Source organism: Streptomyces sp. DSM 40868 (assembly GCF_011820545.1).
Classification (GTDB): Bacteria; Actinomycetota; Actinomycetes; order Streptomycetales; family Streptomycetaceae; genus Streptomyces; species Streptomyces eurythermus.
On the sequence record NZ_CP050504.1, the window covers coordinates 605,512 to 624,250 of the forward strand.

16 protein-coding genes are annotated in these 18,739 nt (G+C 72.3%); 4 read left to right on the forward strand and 12 right to left on the reverse strand.

The features are described from left to right. Positions 1-157 precede the first annotated feature (157 nt). Positions 158-706, reverse strand: a complete 549-nt coding sequence (locus HB370_RS02725) for a TetR/AcrR family transcriptional regulator (RefSeq protein WP_244405374.1) — start codon at positions 704-706, stop codon at positions 158-160. Positions 707-853: 147 nt separating this feature from the next. Here HB370_RS02725 and HB370_RS02730 point away from each other — a divergent pair, with 147 nt between their 5' ends. Next, the gene (locus HB370_RS02730) at positions 854-1,252 is read left to right on the forward strand and encodes a nuclear transport factor 2 family protein (RefSeq protein ID WP_030776466.1); all 399 of its coding nucleotides are present in this window, start codon (positions 854-856) and stop codon (positions 1,250-1,252) included. Positions 1,253-1,623: 371 nt separating this feature from the next. After that, the gene (locus tag HB370_RS02735; RefSeq protein ID WP_030776464.1) at positions 1,624-2,829 is read left to right on the forward strand and encodes a spore photoproduct lyase family protein; all 1,206 of its coding nucleotides are present in this window, start codon (positions 1,624-1,626) and stop codon (positions 2,827-2,829) included. A 72-nt stretch (positions 2,830-2,901) separates the two neighbouring features. Here the strand turns inward: HB370_RS02735 and HB370_RS02740 are convergent, their stop codons facing one another. From HB370_RS02740 to HB370_RS02790, 10 genes are all read right to left on the reverse strand, one after another. Continuing rightward, positions 2,902-4,449 (reverse strand): SDR family oxidoreductase, encoded by a 1,548-nt coding sequence (locus tag HB370_RS02740; RefSeq protein WP_051815265.1) that lies wholly within the window; start codon positions 4,447-4,449, stop codon positions 2,902-2,904. 196 nt (positions 4,450-4,645) lie between these two features. Continuing rightward, complete coding sequence (locus tag HB370_RS02745) at positions 4,646-5,374, reverse strand: DsbA family protein (RefSeq protein WP_030776458.1); 729 nt, start codon at positions 5,372-5,374, stop codon at positions 4,646-4,648. Beyond that, positions 5,371-9,132, reverse strand: a complete 3,762-nt coding sequence (locus tag HB370_RS02750) for a multicopper oxidase domain-containing protein (protein ID WP_030776455.1) — start codon at positions 9,130-9,132, stop codon at positions 5,371-5,373. Before HB370_RS02750 ends, HB370_RS02745 begins: the two co-directional genes overlap by 4 nt. A gap of 29 nt (positions 9,133-9,161) precedes the next feature. Next, positions 9,162-10,478 (reverse strand): methyltransferase domain-containing protein, encoded by a 1,317-nt coding sequence (locus tag HB370_RS02755; protein WP_244405376.1) that lies wholly within the window; start codon positions 10,476-10,478, stop codon positions 9,162-9,164. Next, positions 10,475-11,386: an iron-containing redox enzyme family protein gene (locus HB370_RS02765; RefSeq protein WP_030776453.1), complete on the reverse strand. Its 912-nt coding sequence runs from the start codon at positions 11,384-11,386 to the stop codon at positions 10,475-10,477. Before HB370_RS02765 ends, HB370_RS02755 begins: the two co-directional genes overlap by 4 nt. Beyond that, complete coding sequence (locus HB370_RS02770) at positions 11,383-12,180, reverse strand: dihydrodipicolinate synthase family protein (protein WP_030776450.1); 798 nt, start codon at positions 12,178-12,180, stop codon at positions 11,383-11,385. The genes HB370_RS02765 and HB370_RS02770 overlap by 4 nt, the downstream gene beginning before the upstream one ends. An 11-nt stretch (positions 12,181-12,191) precedes the next feature. After that, entirely contained in the window at positions 12,192-12,764 is a 573-nt protein-coding gene (locus HB370_RS02775) for a DUF6190 family protein (RefSeq protein ID WP_051815264.1), read from the reverse strand. Beyond that, on the reverse strand, positions 12,754-13,947 hold the full coding sequence (locus HB370_RS02780; protein WP_244405378.1) for a pyridoxal phosphate-dependent aminotransferase: 1,194 nt from the start codon (positions 13,945-13,947) through the stop codon (positions 12,754-12,756). The genes HB370_RS02775 and HB370_RS02780 overlap by 11 nt, the downstream gene beginning before the upstream one ends. An 808-nt stretch (positions 13,948-14,755) precedes the next feature. Continuing rightward, positions 14,756-15,325 (reverse strand): YceI family protein, encoded by a 570-nt coding sequence (locus HB370_RS02785; RefSeq protein WP_030776442.1) that lies wholly within the window; start codon positions 15,323-15,325, stop codon positions 14,756-14,758. A gap of 16 nt (positions 15,326-15,341) precedes the next feature. Next, a complete protein-coding gene (locus HB370_RS02790; RefSeq protein ID WP_030776440.1) occupies positions 15,342-15,671 on the reverse strand; it encodes a rhodanese-like domain-containing protein in 330 nt (109 codons plus the stop codon). A gap of 93 nt (positions 15,672-15,764) precedes the next feature. Between HB370_RS02790 and HB370_RS02795 the strand changes: the two genes are divergently transcribed. After that, a complete protein-coding gene (locus tag HB370_RS02795; protein ID WP_030776437.1) occupies positions 15,765-16,220 on the forward strand; it encodes a helix-turn-helix domain-containing protein in 456 nt (151 codons plus the stop codon). Between the two features lie 135 nt (positions 16,221-16,355). Here HB370_RS02795 and HB370_RS02800 read toward each other — a convergent pair whose 3' ends face one another. Further along, positions 16,356-17,291, reverse strand: coding sequence for a LysR family transcriptional regulator (locus tag HB370_RS02800; RefSeq protein ID WP_030776434.1), 936 nt, complete (start codon positions 17,289-17,291; stop codon positions 16,356-16,358). A 128-nt stretch (positions 17,292-17,419) separates the two neighbouring features. Here HB370_RS02800 and HB370_RS02805 point away from each other — a divergent pair, with 128 nt between their 5' ends. Then, entirely contained in the window at positions 17,420-18,688 is a 1,269-nt protein-coding gene (locus HB370_RS02805; protein ID WP_030776432.1) for an MFS transporter, read from the forward strand. The last annotated feature ends 51 nt before the right edge of the window (positions 18,689-18,739 follow it).

Consider the following 18,739-nt stretch of genomic DNA (forward strand, 5'->3'; position numbering starts at 1 on the left):
GACCAGTAGGTCATGCGCATGACAACACCACGCACAACAACACGGTTCGATATTTCGGGCATTGATCGCATCAGCGGACAAGGTTTGATGATAGGAAGCGCCCGAAGGGTGTCAACAGATCGCGCACGTCCGATACTTCGACCACCGGAACCGGAGGTCAGCGGCGACCGCGATCACCCGGGGCGTCCGGGCCGGGGGCGCACAGCTCGGCGACCAGGTCGCGCGCGTACCGCTCATCCGTCCCCGGGACCGAGAACACGACCCGGAAATAGAGGGGGGCGACCACCCGGTCGAGTACGCGCTCCAGCGGGGGCGCCACCTCGCCGCGCTCGGCGGCGGCGTCCAGCGGCGCCCGGAAGCGAGCGCTGACCCGCTCCAGGCAGGCGCGCAGTCCGGCCCGGCGTTCGTCCACGTCCGGCGCCACGTCCGCGCGGAAGAACGCCACACCGCCCGGCCGGGACAGGTCCGCGAGCGTCCAGACCGCCACCCGCTCCAGGTCCTCGCGGAGATCACCGAGCAGCTCGGGCGCCTCCTCGTCCTGACGCCGGTCGGCCACGTCCGCGAGGAGGGCGGAGGCCGTGCCCCAACGGCGGTACACGGAGCTGGGGTTGACACCGGCGCGGCGCGCCACCGCGGGGATGGTCACCTTGTCGGCGCCGACTTCGTGGACGAGTTCCACCACCGCGCGGTGGACGGCGGTACGCACCCGGGCACTTCTGCCTCCGGGACGGCTGTCTTTGCTTTTGGCGGGCACCCTCCCACCCTAAAGCAAAGAGTTGTGCTTTAGCCAGCGGGCCACCTAGGCTGACTAACGCAAAGATCGCTGCTTTAGCCACTCTTCCATGGAGGAGCCATGCCCTCGTACGAGGACCCGTACCAGGCCGCGCACCAGCTCGGCACGAGGTTCCACGCCTTCCTCGCCGCCGGTGACTGGGACGGCATCCGGTCCCTGCTCACCGACGACGCCACCTGGACGCTGCCCGGCGACAACACCATCTCCGGTACGGCCGTGGGCGCCGACGCCGTCGTGGAACGCGCCCGGAAGATCGCTTCCTACGGTCTCGACTTCCGGCTGCTGCACATCCTGGTCAGCCGGGAGAACATGGCACTGTCCCTGCACAACACCGCCCGGCGGGGCGATCTCCGGCTGGACGAACACCTCTCCACCGTCTGCCGTCTGCGCGACGGCCGGATCGCGAGCATCGAGACCTACCTCTCGGACGTGCCCGGCATGAACGCCTTCTTCGTCTGACGACGCCGGCCCGGGGCAACCGGCCTGCCGCGGCGATCGTCACGACGGTCGGCAGCGGGCTCGGTGTCAGCATCGCGCCGACGCTCGGCCGAGGGGCATGGCAGAACACCGAGGGTGCCGTCGTGGCCCGGCCGCTGCACCCTCCTCTGCACCGGACGCCGGCGCTGGCCTTCTCCCCCGCCGGCTCGGAGGCGGGGGACCTCTCCCCGGCGGCGCGGGCGTTCCGGCGACCGGTACGGCACCACGCGGAACCGGAACCTGCTCGGCCGGCCCCGGTGTAAAGAAGATCATCCGGCGGACCCGGACGAAACGCCTACAGTGGACGTGGCCCTCCCCCACCACGGCCCCTCCCTACTGTTCGGCAGACGCGCATGACGTACCACCCCGCAGACCCCGGCGACGACGGCCTCGACGCCTTGTTCGGCCTCGACGCGCTGGACACCGCCCCGGGGGCACCCGGGCGCGGCGGCACGGGACCCGGCCCGGACGACCGCCCGCCGTTCCGCGAGTCCGCCGCGGCCCGTCGTCTGCTGCCCGTCCGGACGATCTACGCGGAACCGGCCGCCGCGTCCTCCGCGCGCGGCCGCCAGATCCTCGCCCGCTTCCCGGACGCCGAGCTGATCGAGGTGGACTCCCACTGGCGCATCCCGGGGCTGCACGGCAACGAGGGCAACATCGAGCGCTGGGTGCGGGTCAAGGGGGAGACGCTGGTCCTGGGCGAGCGGAAGACGCTGGCCACACGGCCCAACGGACGGTCCGCCGACTGGATCGCCCCCGGCCCCTCCAACGGGTGCGCCATGGCCTGCGCCTACTGCTACGTCCCGCGCCGCAAGGGGTACGCCAACCCCGTCACCGTCTTCACCAACATCGACGCCATCATCGCCCACCTGGCCCGGCACATCGCCCGCCAGGGACGCAAGCCGGAACCGAACCAGTGCGACGCGTCGGCCTGGGTGTACGACATCGGGGAGAACGGCGACTGCTCGGTGGACGCGCTGATCAGCGACAACACCGCGGACCTGGTGCGCGTCTTCCGGGGCTGGCCCACCGCGAAGGCGTCCTTCGCCACCAAGTTCGTCAACCCGGACCTGCTGGCGCTCGACCCCCGGGGCCGCACCCGGATCCGTTTCTCGCTGATGCCCGCCGCGGACTCGCGGCTGCTGGACGTACGGACCTCGCCGGTGGGCGACCGGATCGCCGCCGCTGCGGATTTCCTGGACGCCGGTTACGAGGTCCACTTCAACCTCTCCCCCGTGGTGCTGCGCCCCGGCTGGGAGGAAGCCTGGAGCGAGGTGCTCCGGCAGCTGGACGACGTCCTGCCCGGCCGGGTCAAACGGCAGGCCGCCGCCGAGGTGATCCTCCTCACCCACAACCGGGACCTGCACCAGGTCAACCTGGGCTGGCATCCCCGGGCCGAGGAGCTGCTGTGGCGGCCGGAGCTGCAACAGGACAAGCGCTCGCAGAACGGCGCGCTGAACGTCCGCTACGGCGACCAGGTCAAGGCACGGGCCGTACGCACCCTGCGCGGCCTGGTCGCGGCCCACGCGCCCTGGCTGCGCATCCGGTACGCCTTCTGACCCGCGAGGGTGTCAGCCCCTTCCGGTGGCACGCCGGGACCCGGCTCCCGTGCTCCCGGGCGCCGTAGCGGCTCAGGACGCGTCGGCCCCACGCCCCCGGGGTGGCGGTGCCGCGCGCTCGGCGGTGCGGACGATGTTGCGGGCCATGCCGCCGAAGACGACCGCGTGCCAGGGCGAGACGCTCCACCAGTACAGGTGGCCGAGGAGTCCGTGGGGGTGGAACAGCGCCCGCTGCCGGTACCGGACCGGTCCGCCGTCGTCGCCGTCCACGCTCATCTCCAGCCAGGCCAGGCCGGGCAGCCGCATCTCGGCGCGCAGCCGCAGCAGCCGGCCGTGCGCGATCTCCTCGACCCGCCAGAAGTCCAGGGAGTCACCCGTCCTGAGGTGCCGGGCGTCACGGCGGCCCCGGCGCAGCCCGACGCCGCCCACCAGCCGGTCGAGCCAGCCCCGCACCGCCCACGCCAGGGGAAAGGAGTACCAGCCGTGCTCTCCGCCGATGCCCTCGACGACCTCCCACAACGCCTCCCGCGAGACATCCGCGTCGCGTTCGCGTACATCGGTGTAGAGGCTGCCGCCCGCCCAGTCGGGGTCGGTGGGCAGCGGGTCGCTGGGCGCGCCGGGCACGGAGGCCGACGACCACCGGGTGGTGACCTGGGCGTCGCGGATGCGCTGGAGGGCCAGCCGGACGGCGCGGTCGAAGCCGATCGGGTGTCCGGGCGGGCTGGGCACGTACCGCTCGATGTCGTTCTCGCGGCACACCACCTCGTGGCGCAGGGACTCGGTCAGGGGGCGGGCGATCGAGGCCGGGACCGGCGTCACCAGGCCCACCCAGTAGCTGGACAGCCGGGGGGTGAGAACGGGAACGGGCAGGATCAGCCGTCGGGGCAGCTCCGCCGCCGAGGCGTAGCGGCGCATCATGTCGAGGTACGTCAGCACCTCCGGACCGCCGATGTCGAAGGCACGGTTCACCTCGCGCGGCAGGCGGGCGCAGCCGGTGAGCAGGCGGAGGACGTCCCGTACGGCGATGGGCTGGATCCGGGTGTGCACCCAGCGCGGAGTGACCATCACCGGCAGCCGTTCGGTGAGGTAGCGCAGCATCTCGAAGCTCGCGGAGCCCGAGCCGATGATCACGGCGGCGCGGAGCACGGCCGTGGGGACGCCCGAGGCGAGCAGGATCCGGCCGACCTCGGCGCGGGAGCGCAGGTGCGGGGACAGCTCGTGTCCGGGCACGGAAGCGGGGGTGAGGCCGCCCAGGTAGACGAGCCGGCCGACGCCGGCCCGGCGGGCCTGCGCGCCGAAGATCCGGGCCGCCGCGCGGTCGGTCTCCTCGAACCCGCGGCCGGTGCCGAGGGCGTGCACGAGGTAGTAGGCCACGTCCACGCCGTCCATCGCCCGGGCCACGGACTCGGCGTCGGTCACGTCACCCCGGAGGATCTCCGCCCGGCCGGCCCATGGGTGGTCGCGCAGCTTCTCCGGGGTGCGGACCAGGCAGCGCACCCGGTGTCCGGCGTCGAGCAGCTCCGGCACCAGCCGGCCGCCGATGTAGCCCGTGGCCCCGGTCACCAGGCAGGTCAGGCCGCCACCCGCCGGGTCGCCGGCCGGGGTCGTGTCGTCGCTCATGGCCGCTCCCTTCCGTCTCCGCCCGCGGGCAAGCCGCCGTCGCGGCGCCCGCCACCCGTCTCCACCGTGCGCCCATACGGCCGGGAGCGCCCGGGCGCGGGCCGATCGGGTGAGGGGGCGACCGTACGGGAGAGCAGGGAACGGGCGGAGGCCGACGGTCCGGTCGCGGCCGGCAGCCCCCGCCTCCCCGGTCGGGCTACAGCAGCGCCGCCGCCTGGGTCAGGAGTTTGTCGTAGATCTCGGGGCGGTCCTCGTCGATGACGGGATAGCCGACGCCGAAACCGCCGTTGACCCAGTGGGCCGTGATGCCCGGGTTGGCGCTGTCCGTGCCGTCGTGGAGGAACAGATGCGGGCTGCAGTCGACCCGGCCGTCGCGGGCCGACTCGTACTGGGCCATGATCGCCGGCCGGGCGGTGCCGCCGTCGAAGGCCTCGGCCAGCGCCGCCACGTCCACCGCGCCGGTCTCCGCGGCGACGTCGAGGATGACATGGCGCTGGGAGATGCACCGGTTCTCGGCCCAGAAGGCGCGGCGCAGGGCGCGGTCCAGCTGCTCGCTGGCGTGCCAGCCCTGTGCCTTGGCCGCGTGCACCGCCTCCAGCGCCGGCAGCGTGGTCACCGGGTAGGTCCAGTCCGGTCCCTGCCACAGCCGCCAGCCTGCCTCGGGCTCCAGCGCGCCGAGCACGGAGATCTCCGAGTCCACTCCGGGGCGGGCGTTGACCTCCCGGTTGAACAGCTCCAGCGGGAAGGCCCGCAGGTCGAACCAGAGCCGCCCCTCCAGGCCGAGGCGGCGCCGGGTCTCGTGCAGCCGGTGCACGGCGACGTGGGCGAAGGAGCAGTTGAGGTCGGTGTAGACGGCGATGGTGTCGGGCGCGGCGGGCAGCCGGGGATCGGACCGCCCGTCCGTACCGGTGGTCGCAGGGGTCATGGAGTCTCCTCGATGCGGATCAGTCCCCACCAGCCCTCGCTGAGGCCCCAGTGGAGATTGCCGGTGCGGTAGACGTGATCTCCCGGGTGCTGGGCGCGGAAACGCACCGTCCGGGTGCTGCCGGAGCCCAGCGCGCCGATCGTGGACACATATCGGCCGAGGCCGGTCTCGGAAGCGTCCCACACCTGTCCGTGCACGGTGAAGCACTGGTTGCGCATCCGGTGGGAGGCGATGGCCAGGTGGACGGCCACCTGGTCGCCGGGCCGGCAGGTGAGCAGCGGGGTCGGCGGGTGGGGGTCGGCGAGCACCGGGTCCAGCGGGTGCAGGGCCGCGGTGCGGTAGTTGTACGCCTTCTGGCCGGCGTCGTCGGGGCTGTCGGAGAACAGGTCGGTGACCGGCTGGGTGAGGTCTCCGTCGTGGTAGAGCCGCAGGCCGTCCTGGGCGAGCAGGACGAGTTCGCGGACCGGTTCGGCGTCCGGGCGGCGCACCACGGCCCGCTCGCCGGTCCACCGCTCCCGTCCGGTGGCCGGGTCGTACGGGGTGGCGTCGGCCTCCTCCACCACCAGCACCCCGGCCAGTCCGCGCCGCGGGTGCGAGATGACGTCCGCGTGGGAGCGCAGCAGCACCACGCCGGGCTCGGCGGCGTACCAGCGGTAGGTGCGGGCGGCCCCGGGCTTGACGGTGGAGTCGGAGTTGCGGCCGACGTGGGCGCCGTCGTCGGTGCGGACGTCGAAGTCGAGCAGGGTGGGGTGCAGGGAGACCCGGCCGGAGACGGTCCGGGCCCCGGGGTCCGCCTCGTTCATGAGGGCCGGGTCCAGCGGGCTGGCGGGCGGCGGCCCGTCCAGCTCGTTGATCAGGGTGACCTCCACCCATTCACCGGCCCGGCAGCGCAGGACCAGCGGGCCCTCCTCCGGGCCGCCGTCCCCGTCGGCGGTGAGGACGAGCCCGTACGGGTCGGTGCGCAGCGCGCTGTACGCGATGACCTGGGCGCGGGCGCGTACGGTGTGCCGGCGCACCCGGCGGCGGGCCGGCAGCTGAGGGATGCCGGTGGTCCGGCCGGGCAGCGGCGGCAGGTCGGCCTGCCGGCGGTCGTGCAGCCGCAGCAGGCCCCAGCAGCCCAGCCACAGGTCGTTGCCCGCGCTGAAGGACCACAGGTGGTCGCCGGGGAGCATGGTCGGGGCGAGGGCCAGCTCGGCGACGTTGGAGATGCCCAGTGTCTGCTGGTTGCGCCAGGCGGTGTCGGCGCGGCGGGGCCACTCGCGCCAGCGGGCGCCGGAGACGGTGAAGCTGTGCTGGAGGTCGTGGGAGCCCTGCAGGATGTGCAGGCGCAGGTCCTCCCCGGGGTAGCCGCGCAGCAGCGGGGTGCCGGGGTCGCCGTGGACGGCGCTGGAGAACCAGTGGGCCGGGTCCCCGCCGCGCTCGGACAGCGGTTCGCTGCGGTAGTTGACGCCCATCGCGCCCTGGTCGTCCGGGGCCCCGGGCACCGGGGGCGGGTTGACGGGCTCGCCGTGGTCGCCGTGTCCGTGCTTGACCATGGGCACGAAGTCGCCGATGGCCAGGACCATTTCGCGGTGTGCCGTGCCGTCGGCCTTCTTGATCACGGCCTGGGTGCCGCGCCGCAGTTCCTTCCCGTGGTCGTGGGGCGAGACCCAGACCGCGCCCTCGGGTTCGGCCATGAGCGCTCCGAACAGGCCGTGGCGCTGGCGGTAGTTGGCGAGCAGGTGGTCGTGGAAGAGGACGGTGCCGAACTCCTCGTCGACGTACCAGCGGTAGGTCCAGGAGTTGTACTGGCCGTGGGCCTCCTCGCCCTGGTCGGCGGTGGTGGTGGCGGACAGGTAGTTCCAGCCGACCGCGGAGCCGTCGGAGATCAGCGGGTCGTACTTGACCAGGTGGGTGTGGAGTCCGCACTCCGGCTGGAACGGCAGGTGCGGGTCGAAGGCCGACTCCTGCTGCGGTCCGGTCGGCAGGGCGTTGGTCAGGGTGAGTTCGAGGACCTCGCCCTTGTTGGCCCGGATGACCAGCGGTTCGAGGGTGCGCTCGCCGCGTGCGAGCTGCCGCTTGAACTCCTCGAGGCCGCCTGCCTCCTCGATCTCCTCGGCGAGGACGTAGAAGTGGGCGTTGTGGTCGTGCCAGGTCACGGCGTGCTCGTCGGTGGGGTCGCCGTGGTAGTAGAGGGTGCCGTTGGTGACCACCAGGTGGTAGCGGCGCACCGGGGCGTCCGGTGGGCCGATCTTGGTGAAGGCCTCACCGGGCTGGGGGTCGTCCACGAAGGCGGCGGCCTCCAGAGGGGTGGGCTCGCGGCCCATGCCGGGCGGCTGCAGCGGGGTCCGCGGCGGCCGGGGGTTCTTCTGCGGGAAGGTGGCGGACTGGGCGAGGAAGCCGGGGAAGCCGGGCCGTTCGGGCGTGGGTGCCGGCGGGGCCGGGCGGTGCGGCAGCGGGACGAGCGGCTGGATGGTGCGGCCGTCGGGGTAGCTGCCGGTGCCGTCCTGGAGGGTGTCGAAGATCCGGAACAGTCCCCACATGCCCATGTGGAAGTGGACGTACATGTGGCAGTGCCAGATGGAGTCGCCGACCGCGCCCTGCCGGGAGCCGAGGCCGCCGATCAGTTCCAGGGTCATGGCCTCCTGCGGGCCGATGCTGACGGAGTCCACGACGGGCGCGTTCTCGTCGCCCGGCTGCAGCCGCCACTGGTGCAGGTGGGTGTGGAACACATGGGTGTCGCGCATGCCGCCGTGCACCAGCCGGATGACGGTGGGGTCGCCGGAGTAGCCGCGCAGGACCGGGGTGGAGGGGTCGCCGAACAGCCAGGAGCTGTGGTGCGCCTCCTCGCCGATCACCGCGTCCCGCACCGGGTCGATACGGCCCTCCTCAAGGAGCTTCCGGTAGCGGTGCATCCGCCATTCCATGGGCTCGATGCGGTGGTTGACCGGAAGCATCGCGTTGTTGAGCGGGGTCAGGTCGTCCACGGTGTCCGAGGTGTCCGGGCGGGCGGCCGCCAAGCCGGTGGCCGTCCGCGCTCCGGCCCCGGTGTGTCCGCCGCCGTGTCCCCCGTCCCCGCCGTGGCCGTGGCCGGGCATCGGCGGCGGCACCGCCGGGTTGTCGTTGCTCGGGTACTCCATCATGAAGATGACGAACTCGCGGAAGCTGCGGTCCGGCAGATGGACGTCCGCGTACAGGCCGGTGGCCAGCGGCGCTCCGGTCTCCGGGTCGGTCCAGGTCGCCTCGGGTGCCTCGACCACGACCGCGCCGACCATGCCATGACTCTGTGTGCCCTCGCCGCGGGCGTCGGACATGTCCCCGAAGTGGAAGACGCCTTCGTGCTCGCAGACCCATTCGTAGACGCGGGTGCCGCCCGGGGGCACACTGCTGTCCGGGTTGGCGCCCGCCGCGAGTCCGTCCATGGTGCGCACGTCGTAGCGGACACCCTGGAGTGTGATGCCGGCGGGGCGCGGCAGCTCGTTGGTCAGCCGGACCCGCAGCCGCTCGCCGCGCCGGACCCGCAGGACGAGCGGGCGGGCGAGCGGGTGCGGGCCGGGCACCAGCTCGGGCTGGACCAGATAGCTGGGGAACGGCTGCGGCCAGGAGGCCGCCACCTCCCTCAGCTCCGGCGCGTCGGAGGCGAGGGCGTACAGGGCGCCGTTGCGGTCGTGGTCGCCGAACTCGTTGTACGCGATGGGCACGTTGAGCGCGACCACGTCGTACGTCCGCACCGGACGTCCGTCCCCGTGCCGCTCGGCCGGTGCCGCTGTGCTGGTCATGTCTTGGTGAACTCCCCCGTGCGTGATGGTCATTCGGGCAGGTCGGTGGCGGGGCCGGTGCTGTGGGCGAACCGGTCCACCACCCGGGAGCCGGACAGGATCCGGCCCTGCCAGCCGTAGGTCTGGCCGAAGGGGCTGCCGTCCCGGCCGCTCCGACGGCTGAAGGTCATGGCGATCCGGTCGCCGCGCCGCACCCGCACCGGCCGTTCGACGGGCAGATAGCAGTGCTTCCAGCTGTCGGACGTGGTGCGTCCCGCGATGTCGTCGCCGGAGATGTCGAGCGCCACCGTGTCCGACAGCCGGGCGGTGAAGTAGCCCTTGAACCCGGTGAACACGCCGTCCCGCTGCACGGTGAACGCCAGCGGCACGTCGTACGAGACCGGGGTGCCGCCCGGTCCGGTCCGCTCGCCTCCCGGCTCGTAGCGCCGCAGCAGGCCGGGTGCGCTCAGGTGGCCGGAGACCGGGAGGATCACGTCGTAGTACAGGGAATACGGGTCCCGGGCGCCGCGGGCGGCCAGCAGGGCGGCGAACGCGCTCGGTCCGCCCGCGTCCTCGGGTCCGGGGCCGGTCAGCTGCGCGTGCGCGGACTCGGCGGTCACCGGCACCAGGAAGGTGTCCACCAGGCGGGGCAGCATGGTGCCGCCGGGGCGCAGGAAGCGTTCCCGGGCGTCGTCGAGGATCGCGGAGAAGTTCTCGTTGTCGCCGAGGTTCCCCATGATCTCGGAGATGACGATGTCGGCCCGCTCGGGCAGCTCCAGGTCGAAGGAGAGGCCCGCGAGCGGGATGAAGCGGTCGGCGAACCCGGCCTCGGCGAGCCGCTCGGCGGCGGTGGCCAGAACCTTCTCGTTCAGGTCGATCCCGTAGACCCGGGCCGCCCCGGCCTGAAGGGCCCAGCGGGCCAGGATGCCGGTGCCGGTGCCCAGGTCGAGGACCGTGTCCCCGGGGCGTACCGCCTCGCTGACGGCCGCCTGGTAGGCCGCCATGCGCAGTTCGTCGCCGAGCATCAGCTCGTGGAATTCCTCGCCCCAGTCCATGAGTTGCTCGGAGGCGGGCAGCCAGACCTGCTCGGCGCGGTAGTAGCCGGGCCAGAGGCCGCCCCGGTGCACGGTCAGCGACTCCTCGGCGGGGCCGCCCACCGGGCAGCCGGTGGTCAGGTCGAAGCTGCTGTGGTGCAGCGGGCAACTGATGCGCAGGGTGCGGGCGTTGACCTGGCCGTGGACGAGTCTGCCCTTGCGGTGCGGGCAGGCGGCGTCGGTCACGAACTCCCGGCCGGCCACCCGGACGCGCAGCCGGTCGCCGGGCAGTTCCTCCAGGGCCGGCTCCTCGGCTCCGGTGCGGCCCGTCATGCCGTCACCCCGCCGGCCGACTGCCTCGCCCGTGCCACGGCCGCGTCGAAGGCGCCGCCGATCAGCCGGGAGAGCAGTCGGGCACCGGTCCACAGCCGGGTCGGGTCGAGACCGTAGGCGGCTTCGTACTCCTTGATGGCCAACTGCATCTCCCGCATGTGGAAGGTGTCGATGTGCAGGTGCTCGGTGTAGTAGCGGCCGTGCCGGATGCCGAGCCGCGCACAGGCCCGCGCCTGGTGGGTGAAGGCGTCCGGTATGGAGGCCTCCAGGTAGGCCAGGGCGCCCAGGAAGTACTCGACGTGCGGGGCGCGTTGGGTGAGCCAGTAGAAGACGTTGAGGAACTGGAAGGTCTCGTCCCCTGTGGTGTCCAGGAAGTGTTCCGGCTCCTGGGGCAGGCCGAGTTCGGCGAGGAGCAGCCGGTAGAGCTGGGAGTGCGCCTGCTGGAGGTTGCCGCAGCCGAACTCGTCGATGAGGACCCGCATCACGGCCATCTGTGCCTTGATCGGCAGCCGGGGCACGGCGGGGAAGAAGTTCTGCGCCTCGGTCAGTCCGTCGAGCGCGAACTCCCTTACCACGTAAGCGAATTCCTCGCGGCTGGCCCGTTCGGCCAGGTACTCGGCGGCCGGGTTGCCCGCGCGTTCCCGGGCCAGCAGCCCGGCCAGCCGGCGCTGCCAGTCGGCTCGGTCGGCGACCGGTGCGGTGGCCGACTCGACGGACCGCACGAGCGGGAGGATCCAGTCCCGTTCGATCTCCTCGACCCGGGCCAGCAGCCGGGAGTCGAGCGGTGTGCGGTTGAGCCGGAACAGTTCACGGTGGACCGACTCGCCGCCGGAGGCCGGGGCGGGCCAGGAGGGTACGGCCGGGCGAGCCGTCAGAGAGCCCGGTACGACTGGGGCCTCGGTGTTCATTCGCCCACCTCCGCGGTCTCCACGGTCCGGTCGGTCTCCAGTACGCCGCGGTGGTACAGCGCGGTCTTGATCCGCCGGTACCAGTCGTCCCGCTCCAGGCCGTAGCGTGCGCAGGCGTCGGCGAGGCGGGCGGCCGGATCGGTGAGCCGGCCGGCGAACAGGTCGGCGCACAGCGCCGGTTCGGCGTTGGCGAGCGCGACCACGTATCCGTCGACGGGCCCGGACTCCAGCAGCAGGTGTTCCAGTCCGGCGAGGATCCGCGCCCCGGGCCGGGCCCGGACCAGCCGCCGGGTGAAGTCCGCGCTGCCCGAGGAGTCCTTGACGGCCACCACCGAGGGCAGTGCGCAGATCCGCAGCAGGGTGTCGAAGTCGGCGGCGTTCCCCGCGACCTCGGTTCCGTGGTAGACGACGACCGGCAGGCCGCCGCGCTCGCCGAGTTCGGTGAAGTGGCGACGGATCTCGTCCTGGGTGATCCCCGGGCCGTACGGGGTGGTGGCGACCAGCGCCTGGGCGCCGAGGTCCACCGCGACCCGGGCCCGCTCCAGGACCCGTTCCGTGGTGGGTCGCAGGATGCCGGCGAGGACGGGCAGGCCGCCGGCGTGTTTCACGGTCGCCGTGAGCATGTCCTCCCACTGCCGGTCGCTGAGCCGGCGTCCTTCGCCGGTGCTGAGGTTGGGCAGCAGGGCGTCGGCATGGGGTCGGACGGTGTCCAGCAGCCGGGCGACCCCGCTCTCGGAGACCTCACCGGTCTCCGAGAGCGGCGTCACCAGGGCCGCGATCACTCCCTGGTACATCTCGGGCTCCCTCAGGTACGGTCCCGCGCCGCGGCCCGGTCCGGTGCCGGTATGCCCAGCCGGTCCGGGGGCAGGCGCAGGGCGAGCGATGCGCGGTAGAGCCGCTCCAGCGGCTCGGGGAAGACGGGCTCGGGCACGTCGGCGGGCCAGGCGGCCACGGCGCGCACGGGGAGGCCCCCGAAGGCGTCCCCGCGGGGGCCGACGGTGTGCAGCAGCCCCTTGCGGTTGACGACCATGGCGACCAACAGCCGGTCGCTGAAAGGCAGTTGGCCGGACAGGGCGGGGTCGGACAGGGCCAGGCCGACATCCGCCCGGTCGTACCCTTCCCGGCTGATGTCCATGACCGTGTGGAGCTGGTCCATGAACGGGTAGTAGAGGTCCTGGAGTTCGCGTGAGTAGCTCCAGATGACGTCGTCGCAGCGGCCCACCTGTTCCAGGTTCATGACCACACGGGTGTCGAGCCGTTCCACGAAGAACGCCTTGCAGGCGACGCGCAGGCCGTCGTCCTGGCTGTGCATGCCGAGGAACAGCGCCGCGTCGACGAAGACCTCACGGTCCGGGGCGTCGGGGGTGTCAGCGGGCATAGCGGTCCAGCACCTTCCGCAGCCGCTGCATCGCGCCGGCGAACATCTCCGTCTCACGGGCCAGGGCCATGCGGACGTAGGGCTCGCCGCGGCCGGGCTGGCTCCAGTAGAAGTACCGCCCGGGCAGCACGTACACGCCCTCCGCGCGCAGCTCCCGCTGGAGTTCGCTCGCGGTCAGCTCGGGGTGGGTGATCCGCGCCCAGGCGACGCTGGTCTTGGCGACCGGTTCCTGGTAGTCGAGGATCGTGCCGCGCAGTGCCTCCCGGACGGCGGCCCGGTTGGTGTCGAGCACGTCACGGACGGAGGCCAGACCGTCCTTGCGGGAGTTCTCCACGTACTGGGTCAGCATGTTGAGCACGAACGGCGAGACGTTCAGCAGCACGCTGGTGTGCAGGTTGTAGATGTCGTCCTTGATGTCCTCGCTGGCCGTGAGCATGGCGGCCTTGGCGTCCTGCACCGGCCAGGTCTTCCCGGTGTCCTCGATCGCCAGGTAGCTCACCCCGGACTCCTCCAGCAGCTCGTAGACATCGAACCGGGCGAGTTCGGGGTCGTAGAGCGTGAACGAGGCGAAGCAGAAGTCGATGACCAGCAGTTTGTTGTGGTCCTTGCAGAACCGGACGACCTCTTCCAGCCCCTTGCGGCCGTGCCGCATGAGCGTGAAGCCGGTGGGGTTGTTGGGGTCGACGAGGAACAGCGCGTCGGTGCGCACCCGGCGCTTGAGTTCGGTGTAGATGCGGTCGGGGTCGTGCAGCGCCGACTCCTCGACGGGGTACAGCGGCACGCCCATGTTCGACAGGACGTCGTGCAGGTTGTCGAAGCACGGCTCGACCAGGGTGACGGCGGCGCGCCGCTGCTTGAGGTACATCGCCACCACCATGGTGGAGATGGAAGCGGCGTACGACAGGAGCGTCTTGTTCCTGGCCAGGGCGGTGGGCTGGCGGTGGAGGCGGAAGAACGCCTCGGTGAAGCGCTGCTCGTAGGTGGCCTGGAGGCCCTCCTCCGCCTCGTACCACAGCTGGGGAAGGCGGCCGACGATCTCGTGCTGGGCGGCGGACTGGCGCTGGTGGGTGTGGGCGTCGGCGAGGTTGAACTCGGTGCGCAGGGCCTGGATCTCATGCTGCGTCAGGTCGAGCAGTGGCTGGTCGTGTGCGGTGCTCAGAGTGGTGCCGGCGTGCATGGTCATGGTTCCTCCAGTCGTACGGCGTACGAGTGCGGGCACGAGCGGGCCCGTCCCGGCATGGACGAGACCCGGCTCGTGTTTCAGAGGACTCCTTGTGCGGGCCGCGGCCCAGGGCACACGGAGAACCGTCGCGGTCGGACGGTGGGAAGGGTGCTCCTACGGAAGGAGGCCAGAGTGCTCGTCGCCGGCTACGACGTGAGTTCGGAAACGAGTTCCAGACATGTATACCCCCGTATACGGACTTCGTCCGGTAGGTGACTGTGCCACAGTCGGCGGCGGCGGGACAAGCGACTCACCGTCACAAAGGACCGCCTTTTGACAGGCCGCGCACCGGCTTCCCGGCGTGCGCTGTGCGGTGCGCGATGCCGGGCATGAGTCGGGCACCGCGCCGCCGGCACGGCGTGGGAAAACGGTGTCTACGGGTGCCGCGACGCCGATGCCCAGGTGAGCAACGGCGGCCGGTTCCCACGGTGTTCGGCGGCATGGCGGGGCTTGCCGTCGTCCTGCTCCGCGAGTTCGACGGGAAGCATCCCGCCGCCCGGCGGACCATCGGCGGCCGGGCGGCCGAGCGGGCGCACGGTCAGGGCGGGGAGACGCGCGGGAGCACGCGGGCGCATAGGGGGCGGGCGGGTATGCGGCGTGCAGGACGCACGTGGCGCCTGTGGCACATATGGCACGCGGCACACCGGCACGCACACTGGCACGCGCGCCGGCATGACGGGGCACAGGTGGCACGCATCGCATGTGTCGGCGCATGCCGGACGGGCCCCGGTGCGCAGGCCGGCGCACCGGGGCCCCTCAGGGCGTGAGGTCAGGCCTCCTTGATCGCCTCCAGGTCCAGCGACAGCTCGATCTCCTTGGAGACGAGGATGCCGCCGGAGTCCAGGACCATGTTCCAGGTCAGGCCCCAGTCCTCTCGGTTGATCTTGCCGTGGGCGGAGAAGACCGTGCGGTCGTTGCCCCAGGGGTCGCGCGCGTAGCCCAGGTAGTCCACCTCCAGGGTCACCGGGCGGGTGACGTCCTTGATGGTCAGGTCGCCGGCGAGGGTGCCGCGCTTGCCGTCCCAGGTGACCGCGGTGGAGACGAAGGTGGCCTTGGGGTGCTTCTCCGTGTCGAAGAAGTCCGCGGAGCGCAGGTGGTCGTCGCGCGTCCGGTCGCCGCTGTCCACGCTGGTCATGTCGATGACGGCGGTGACCTTGCTGTCCTCCGGGCGCTCGCCGATCTCGACGGTGGCGTCCACGCCGGTGAACCGGCCGCGCACCTTGGTCAGCATGAAGTGCCGTCCGACGAAACCGACTTCGGCGTGCCCGGGGTCGATCCTCCAGGTGCCGGCGGCGGGCAGTTCCACCCCGTCGACGGTACGGGTCGGTGACGTGGTCATGTGCTCGGTCCCCCGATCAGGCGCCGGACTCGGTCGGCAGTCCGGCCCCGACCCAGTCGTCCTTGCCCTCGCCGTATTCCCTGACGTTGACGTAGCCGAGTTCCGCCAGCCGCTGGGCCGCGATGCCGGAGTTGGGGCACGGCTCGTTGGCGCAGTAGACGACGACCTCCGCCTCCTTGTCGGGCAGCAGGCCGGGAGCCAGCTGGTCGACCTGGTCGTGCGGCAGGTTGAGCGCGCCGGGCAGGTGCTTGTCGTTGTAGTACTGGGCGGGCAGGGCCTCGACGACCGTCACCAGCCCTTCATCGATCTTCTTCTTCAGCTCGTCACGCGTGATCCGCTGGACCATGTACGCCTCCCGTTTTCGAAGCGGAAATCAGTGCGTCTGCACACACCTTAATCCGTGCGTGCGCACGCAAGCAAGTCTGGATACACTCTCCTCGTGAACGAAGGTGAGCACCGAGTCGAGGCGTGGCGAGCGCTGCTGCTGGCCCACAACTCCGCCGTGCGGGCGATCGAGAGCGACGTCCAGCGCAACGGCCGTATCCCGCTGACCTGGTACGACGTACTTCTGGAGCTACGTGCGGGGGGCGAGCGGGGCCTGCGCATGCAGGAAGTCGCCGAGCGTGTGGTCCTCAGCCGGACCCGGGTCAGCCGGCTGGTGGACGAGATGGCCCGGCTCGGCCTGGTGAGCAAGCGGCCCGATCCCGTGGACAAGCGGGTGACCTGGGCGGTGATCACCGAGGACGGCCTGGCCGCGCTGCGTGAGACGGCACCGGTCTACCTGCGCGGCATCTGGGAGCACTTCGCCCGGCATCTGAGCGACGACGAGGCCGACGTGATCGCGAAGGCACTGCTGCGCGTGGCCCAGGCGCACACCGACATCAGCGTGTCCTGAAGCCCGTGGCCGTCCTGGGCCGGACCGGTGCCGGACGCGGTACAGGGGCCTGCCGAGGACGTGGATGGCCGCCCCCGGCAGCCCGGGCCGTCGCCCGTGAGTCCGGGGACGGGGCGATCGCGGACGTGGGGGCGGTCAGCGCGGCAGCACCCAGGCCGGTGTCCACGTCCCGGCGGCGTCGTGGCCGCCCGCTGTGGCGGCGAGGTGGGCGCGGAGCCTCTCCAGCGCCGGGTGGGGGTTGTCGCGGTGCCAGAGGAGCGAGTGCGGGTAGACGGGCGTCGGGTCGGTCACCGGGATGCGGCGCAGTCCGTGGCCGGCGGGCCAGACGAGGCGGGTGTGCGCGCCCATGAAGGTCGCCAGGGCCGGAGTGTCGGCGACGGTGTCGAGGAGGGCGTCGGAGCCGAAGTTGGGGCCGGTCGCCTCGATGGTGAGCCCGAACGCGGCCGTGAGGTCGTCGTAGTAGGCGGCCCACTCGGTGCCGGGGACGACGCCGGGCATCCAGATGCGGTGCCCGGCGAGCCGTTCGAGGGGCACGGACCGGGCGCCCGCCAGGGCATGGGCGGGACCGGTGAGGAGCTGGAGCGGCTCGTCGAGCACCCGCACGGACTCGATGTCCTCGGGAAGGGGCCGGCCGGGCGCGGCCACGGCGCGGAAGGAGGCGTCGATCTCGCCGTTCCGCAGCGCGGTGACGGCCGCGTCGATGTCGAACAGCCACACGACGTCGAGTTCGACCCCGGGGTGCGCTCGGTGGAAGTCGCGCATCAGGCCGGACGGCGCGGAGCGTGAGGCGATCACGTCGACGCGCAGCGGACGGCGGCCGGTGCGCACGGAGGTGACCGCGCGCTCGGCGACGCGCAGCAGCTCGCGCGCGTGCGGGAGGAAGGCCTGGCCGTCGATGGTGAGTTCGGCGCCGCGCGGGGTGCGGGTGAACAGCCGCACCCCGAGGTCGCGCTCCAGCGCGGCGATGCGCTTGGAGACGGCCTGCTGGGTGAGCGACAGCTCGGCGGCGGCCCCCTGGAACTGCCCCGCCTCGGCGGCGACGACGAAGGTCCGGACGGTTTCGAGGTCCATGCCGACACCCTATGACCACAACCATTGGTTGTGGTGTGGGGCTCCGCGGTTGTTTGATCCCCGGGCCCCACCCTCGCTTTGATGCCTCTGGTCGCGGGGCGGTTGTACGGATGCGAGGGGACGCGGGTATGGAGAGCGGACGCCGGGCGGGTCGTGTGCCCGGCCCTCGGCCGGGGCGGCGGTTCGGGTGGCTCTGGGCCGCGTACGGGACCAGTGCGCTCGGTACCTGGCTCGCCTTCGGCGCGTTCCCGCTGATCGCCATCCAGGTGCTGGACGCGGGCCCGGCCGAGGTCGCCGCGCTGTCGTCCGTGGGGGCCGCGGTGGGTGCGGCCGTGGCGGTGCCGCTCGGTCCGTGGGTGGAGTTCCGCCGCAAGCGGCCGGTGCTGATCGGGATGGACCTGGCGCGGTGCGCGGCGCTGCTGACGGTCCCGGTGGCATTCGCGTTCGGTGCCCTCACCTTTCCTCAGCTCCTGCTGGTCGCGGTCGTCGTCGCGGCGGCCGACATCACCTTCCGCACCGCCTCGGGCGCGTACCTGAAGACGCTGCTGCCCGGTGAGGACCTGCTCGTCGCCAACGCACGGTTCGAGTCCACGGCCTGGACGACCACGATCGTCGGACCGCCGCTGGGCGGCGCGGCGATCGGATTCCTCGGGCCGGTGGCGACGGTGCTGGCCGACGCGGTCAGCTATCTGCTCTCGGCGCTCGGCATCCGCGCGATGGGCGGACACGAGCCGCGGCCGGAGCCCCGGCGGGCCGCGCGCATGCGGGCCGGGGACCTGCTCGACGGCTGGCGGTACATCCTCTCCGACGCGGCGCTGCGCCCCTTGTTCTTCAACACCGCCCTGTTCAACGGTCTGGTGATGGCCGCCGAGCCGCTGCTGGCCGTCCTGATGCTCGGCCGGTTCGGGTTCGCGCCGTGGCAGTACGGCCTCGCCTTCGCCGTGCCCTCCCTCGCCGGGCTGGCCGGCTCCCGGCTGGCCCGGCCGCTCGTCGCCCGGTTCGGGCAGCTCCGGGTCCTGGTGGTCTCCGGTGCCCTGCGCGCGCTGTGGCCCGTCGGCTTGGCCTTCCTGGGGCCCGGCACCGGAGGGCTCCTGCTGGTGATGGGCGTGGAACTGGGGCTCATCTTCTGCTGCGGGGTGTTCAACCCGGTCCACGCCACCTACCGCCTGGAGCGCACCGCGCCCGACCGGGTCGCCCGCACACTGTCCGCCTGGACCGTGACCGTCAAGTCCTCGACGGCGCTCCTGACCGCCGTCTGGGGCGTGCTGGGCGGCCTGCTCGGCCCGCGTACGGCCATCGGCCTGGCCGGCGTGCTCGTCCTGGCGACCCCGCTGCTCCTCCCCCGCCGTACGACGGCTCCGCTCCCCGAACCGGACCCGGCGCCGAGCCGCGCCTGAACCTCCGGTGATCCGGCATGCCGGACGCGGCCACCGTCGCCGACCGGGCCG

Excerpts from the sequence above, each read along its gene's own strand:
- HB370_RS02790 (WP_030776440.1), bottom strand. The coding sequence starts at position 15,671 with ATGGTCCAGCGGATCACGCGTGACGAGCTGAAGAAGAAGATCGATGAA.
- HB370_RS02775 (WP_051815264.1), bottom strand. The coding sequence starts at position 12,764 with ATGCCCGCTGACACCCCCGACGCCCCGGACCGTGAGGTCTTCGTCGAC.
- HB370_RS02805 (WP_030776432.1), top strand. The coding sequence starts at position 17,420 with ATGGAGAGCGGACGCCGGGCGGGTCGTGTGCCCGGCCCTCGGCCGGGG.
- HB370_RS02785 (WP_030776442.1), bottom strand. The coding sequence starts at position 15,325 with ATGACCACGTCACCGACCCGTACCGTCGACGGGGTGGAACTGCCCGCC.
- HB370_RS02735 (WP_030776464.1), top strand. The coding sequence starts at position 1,624 with ATGACGTACCACCCCGCAGACCCCGGCGACGACGGCCTCGACGCCTTG.
- HB370_RS02765 (WP_030776453.1), bottom strand. The coding sequence starts at position 11,386 with ATGAACACCGAGGCCCCAGTCGTACCGGGCTCTCTGACGGCTCGCCCG.
- HB370_RS02770 (WP_030776450.1), bottom strand. The coding sequence starts at position 12,180 with ATGTACCAGGGAGTGATCGCGGCCCTGGTGACGCCGCTCTCGGAGACC.
- HB370_RS02745 (WP_030776458.1), bottom strand. The coding sequence starts at position 5,374 with ATGACCCCTGCGACCACCGGTACGGACGGGCGGTCCGATCCCCGGCTG.
- HB370_RS02740 (WP_051815265.1), bottom strand. The coding sequence starts at position 4,449 with ATGAGCGACGACACGACCCCGGCCGGCGACCCGGCGGGTGGCGGCCTG.
- HB370_RS02800 (WP_030776434.1), bottom strand. The coding sequence starts at position 17,291 with ATGGACCTCGAAACCGTCCGGACCTTCGTCGTCGCCGCCGAGGCGGGG.
- HB370_RS02730 (WP_030776466.1), top strand. The coding sequence starts at position 854 with ATGCCCTCGTACGAGGACCCGTACCAGGCCGCGCACCAGCTCGGCACG.
- HB370_RS02750 (WP_030776455.1), bottom strand. The coding sequence starts at position 9,132 with ATGACCAGCACAGCGGCACCGGCCGAGCGGCACGGGGACGGACGTCCG.
- HB370_RS02755 (WP_244405376.1), bottom strand. The coding sequence starts at position 10,478 with ATGACGGGCCGCACCGGAGCCGAGGAGCCGGCCCTGGAGGAACTGCCC.
- HB370_RS02780 (WP_244405378.1), bottom strand. The coding sequence starts at position 13,947 with ATGACCATGCACGCCGGCACCACTCTGAGCACCGCACACGACCAGCCA.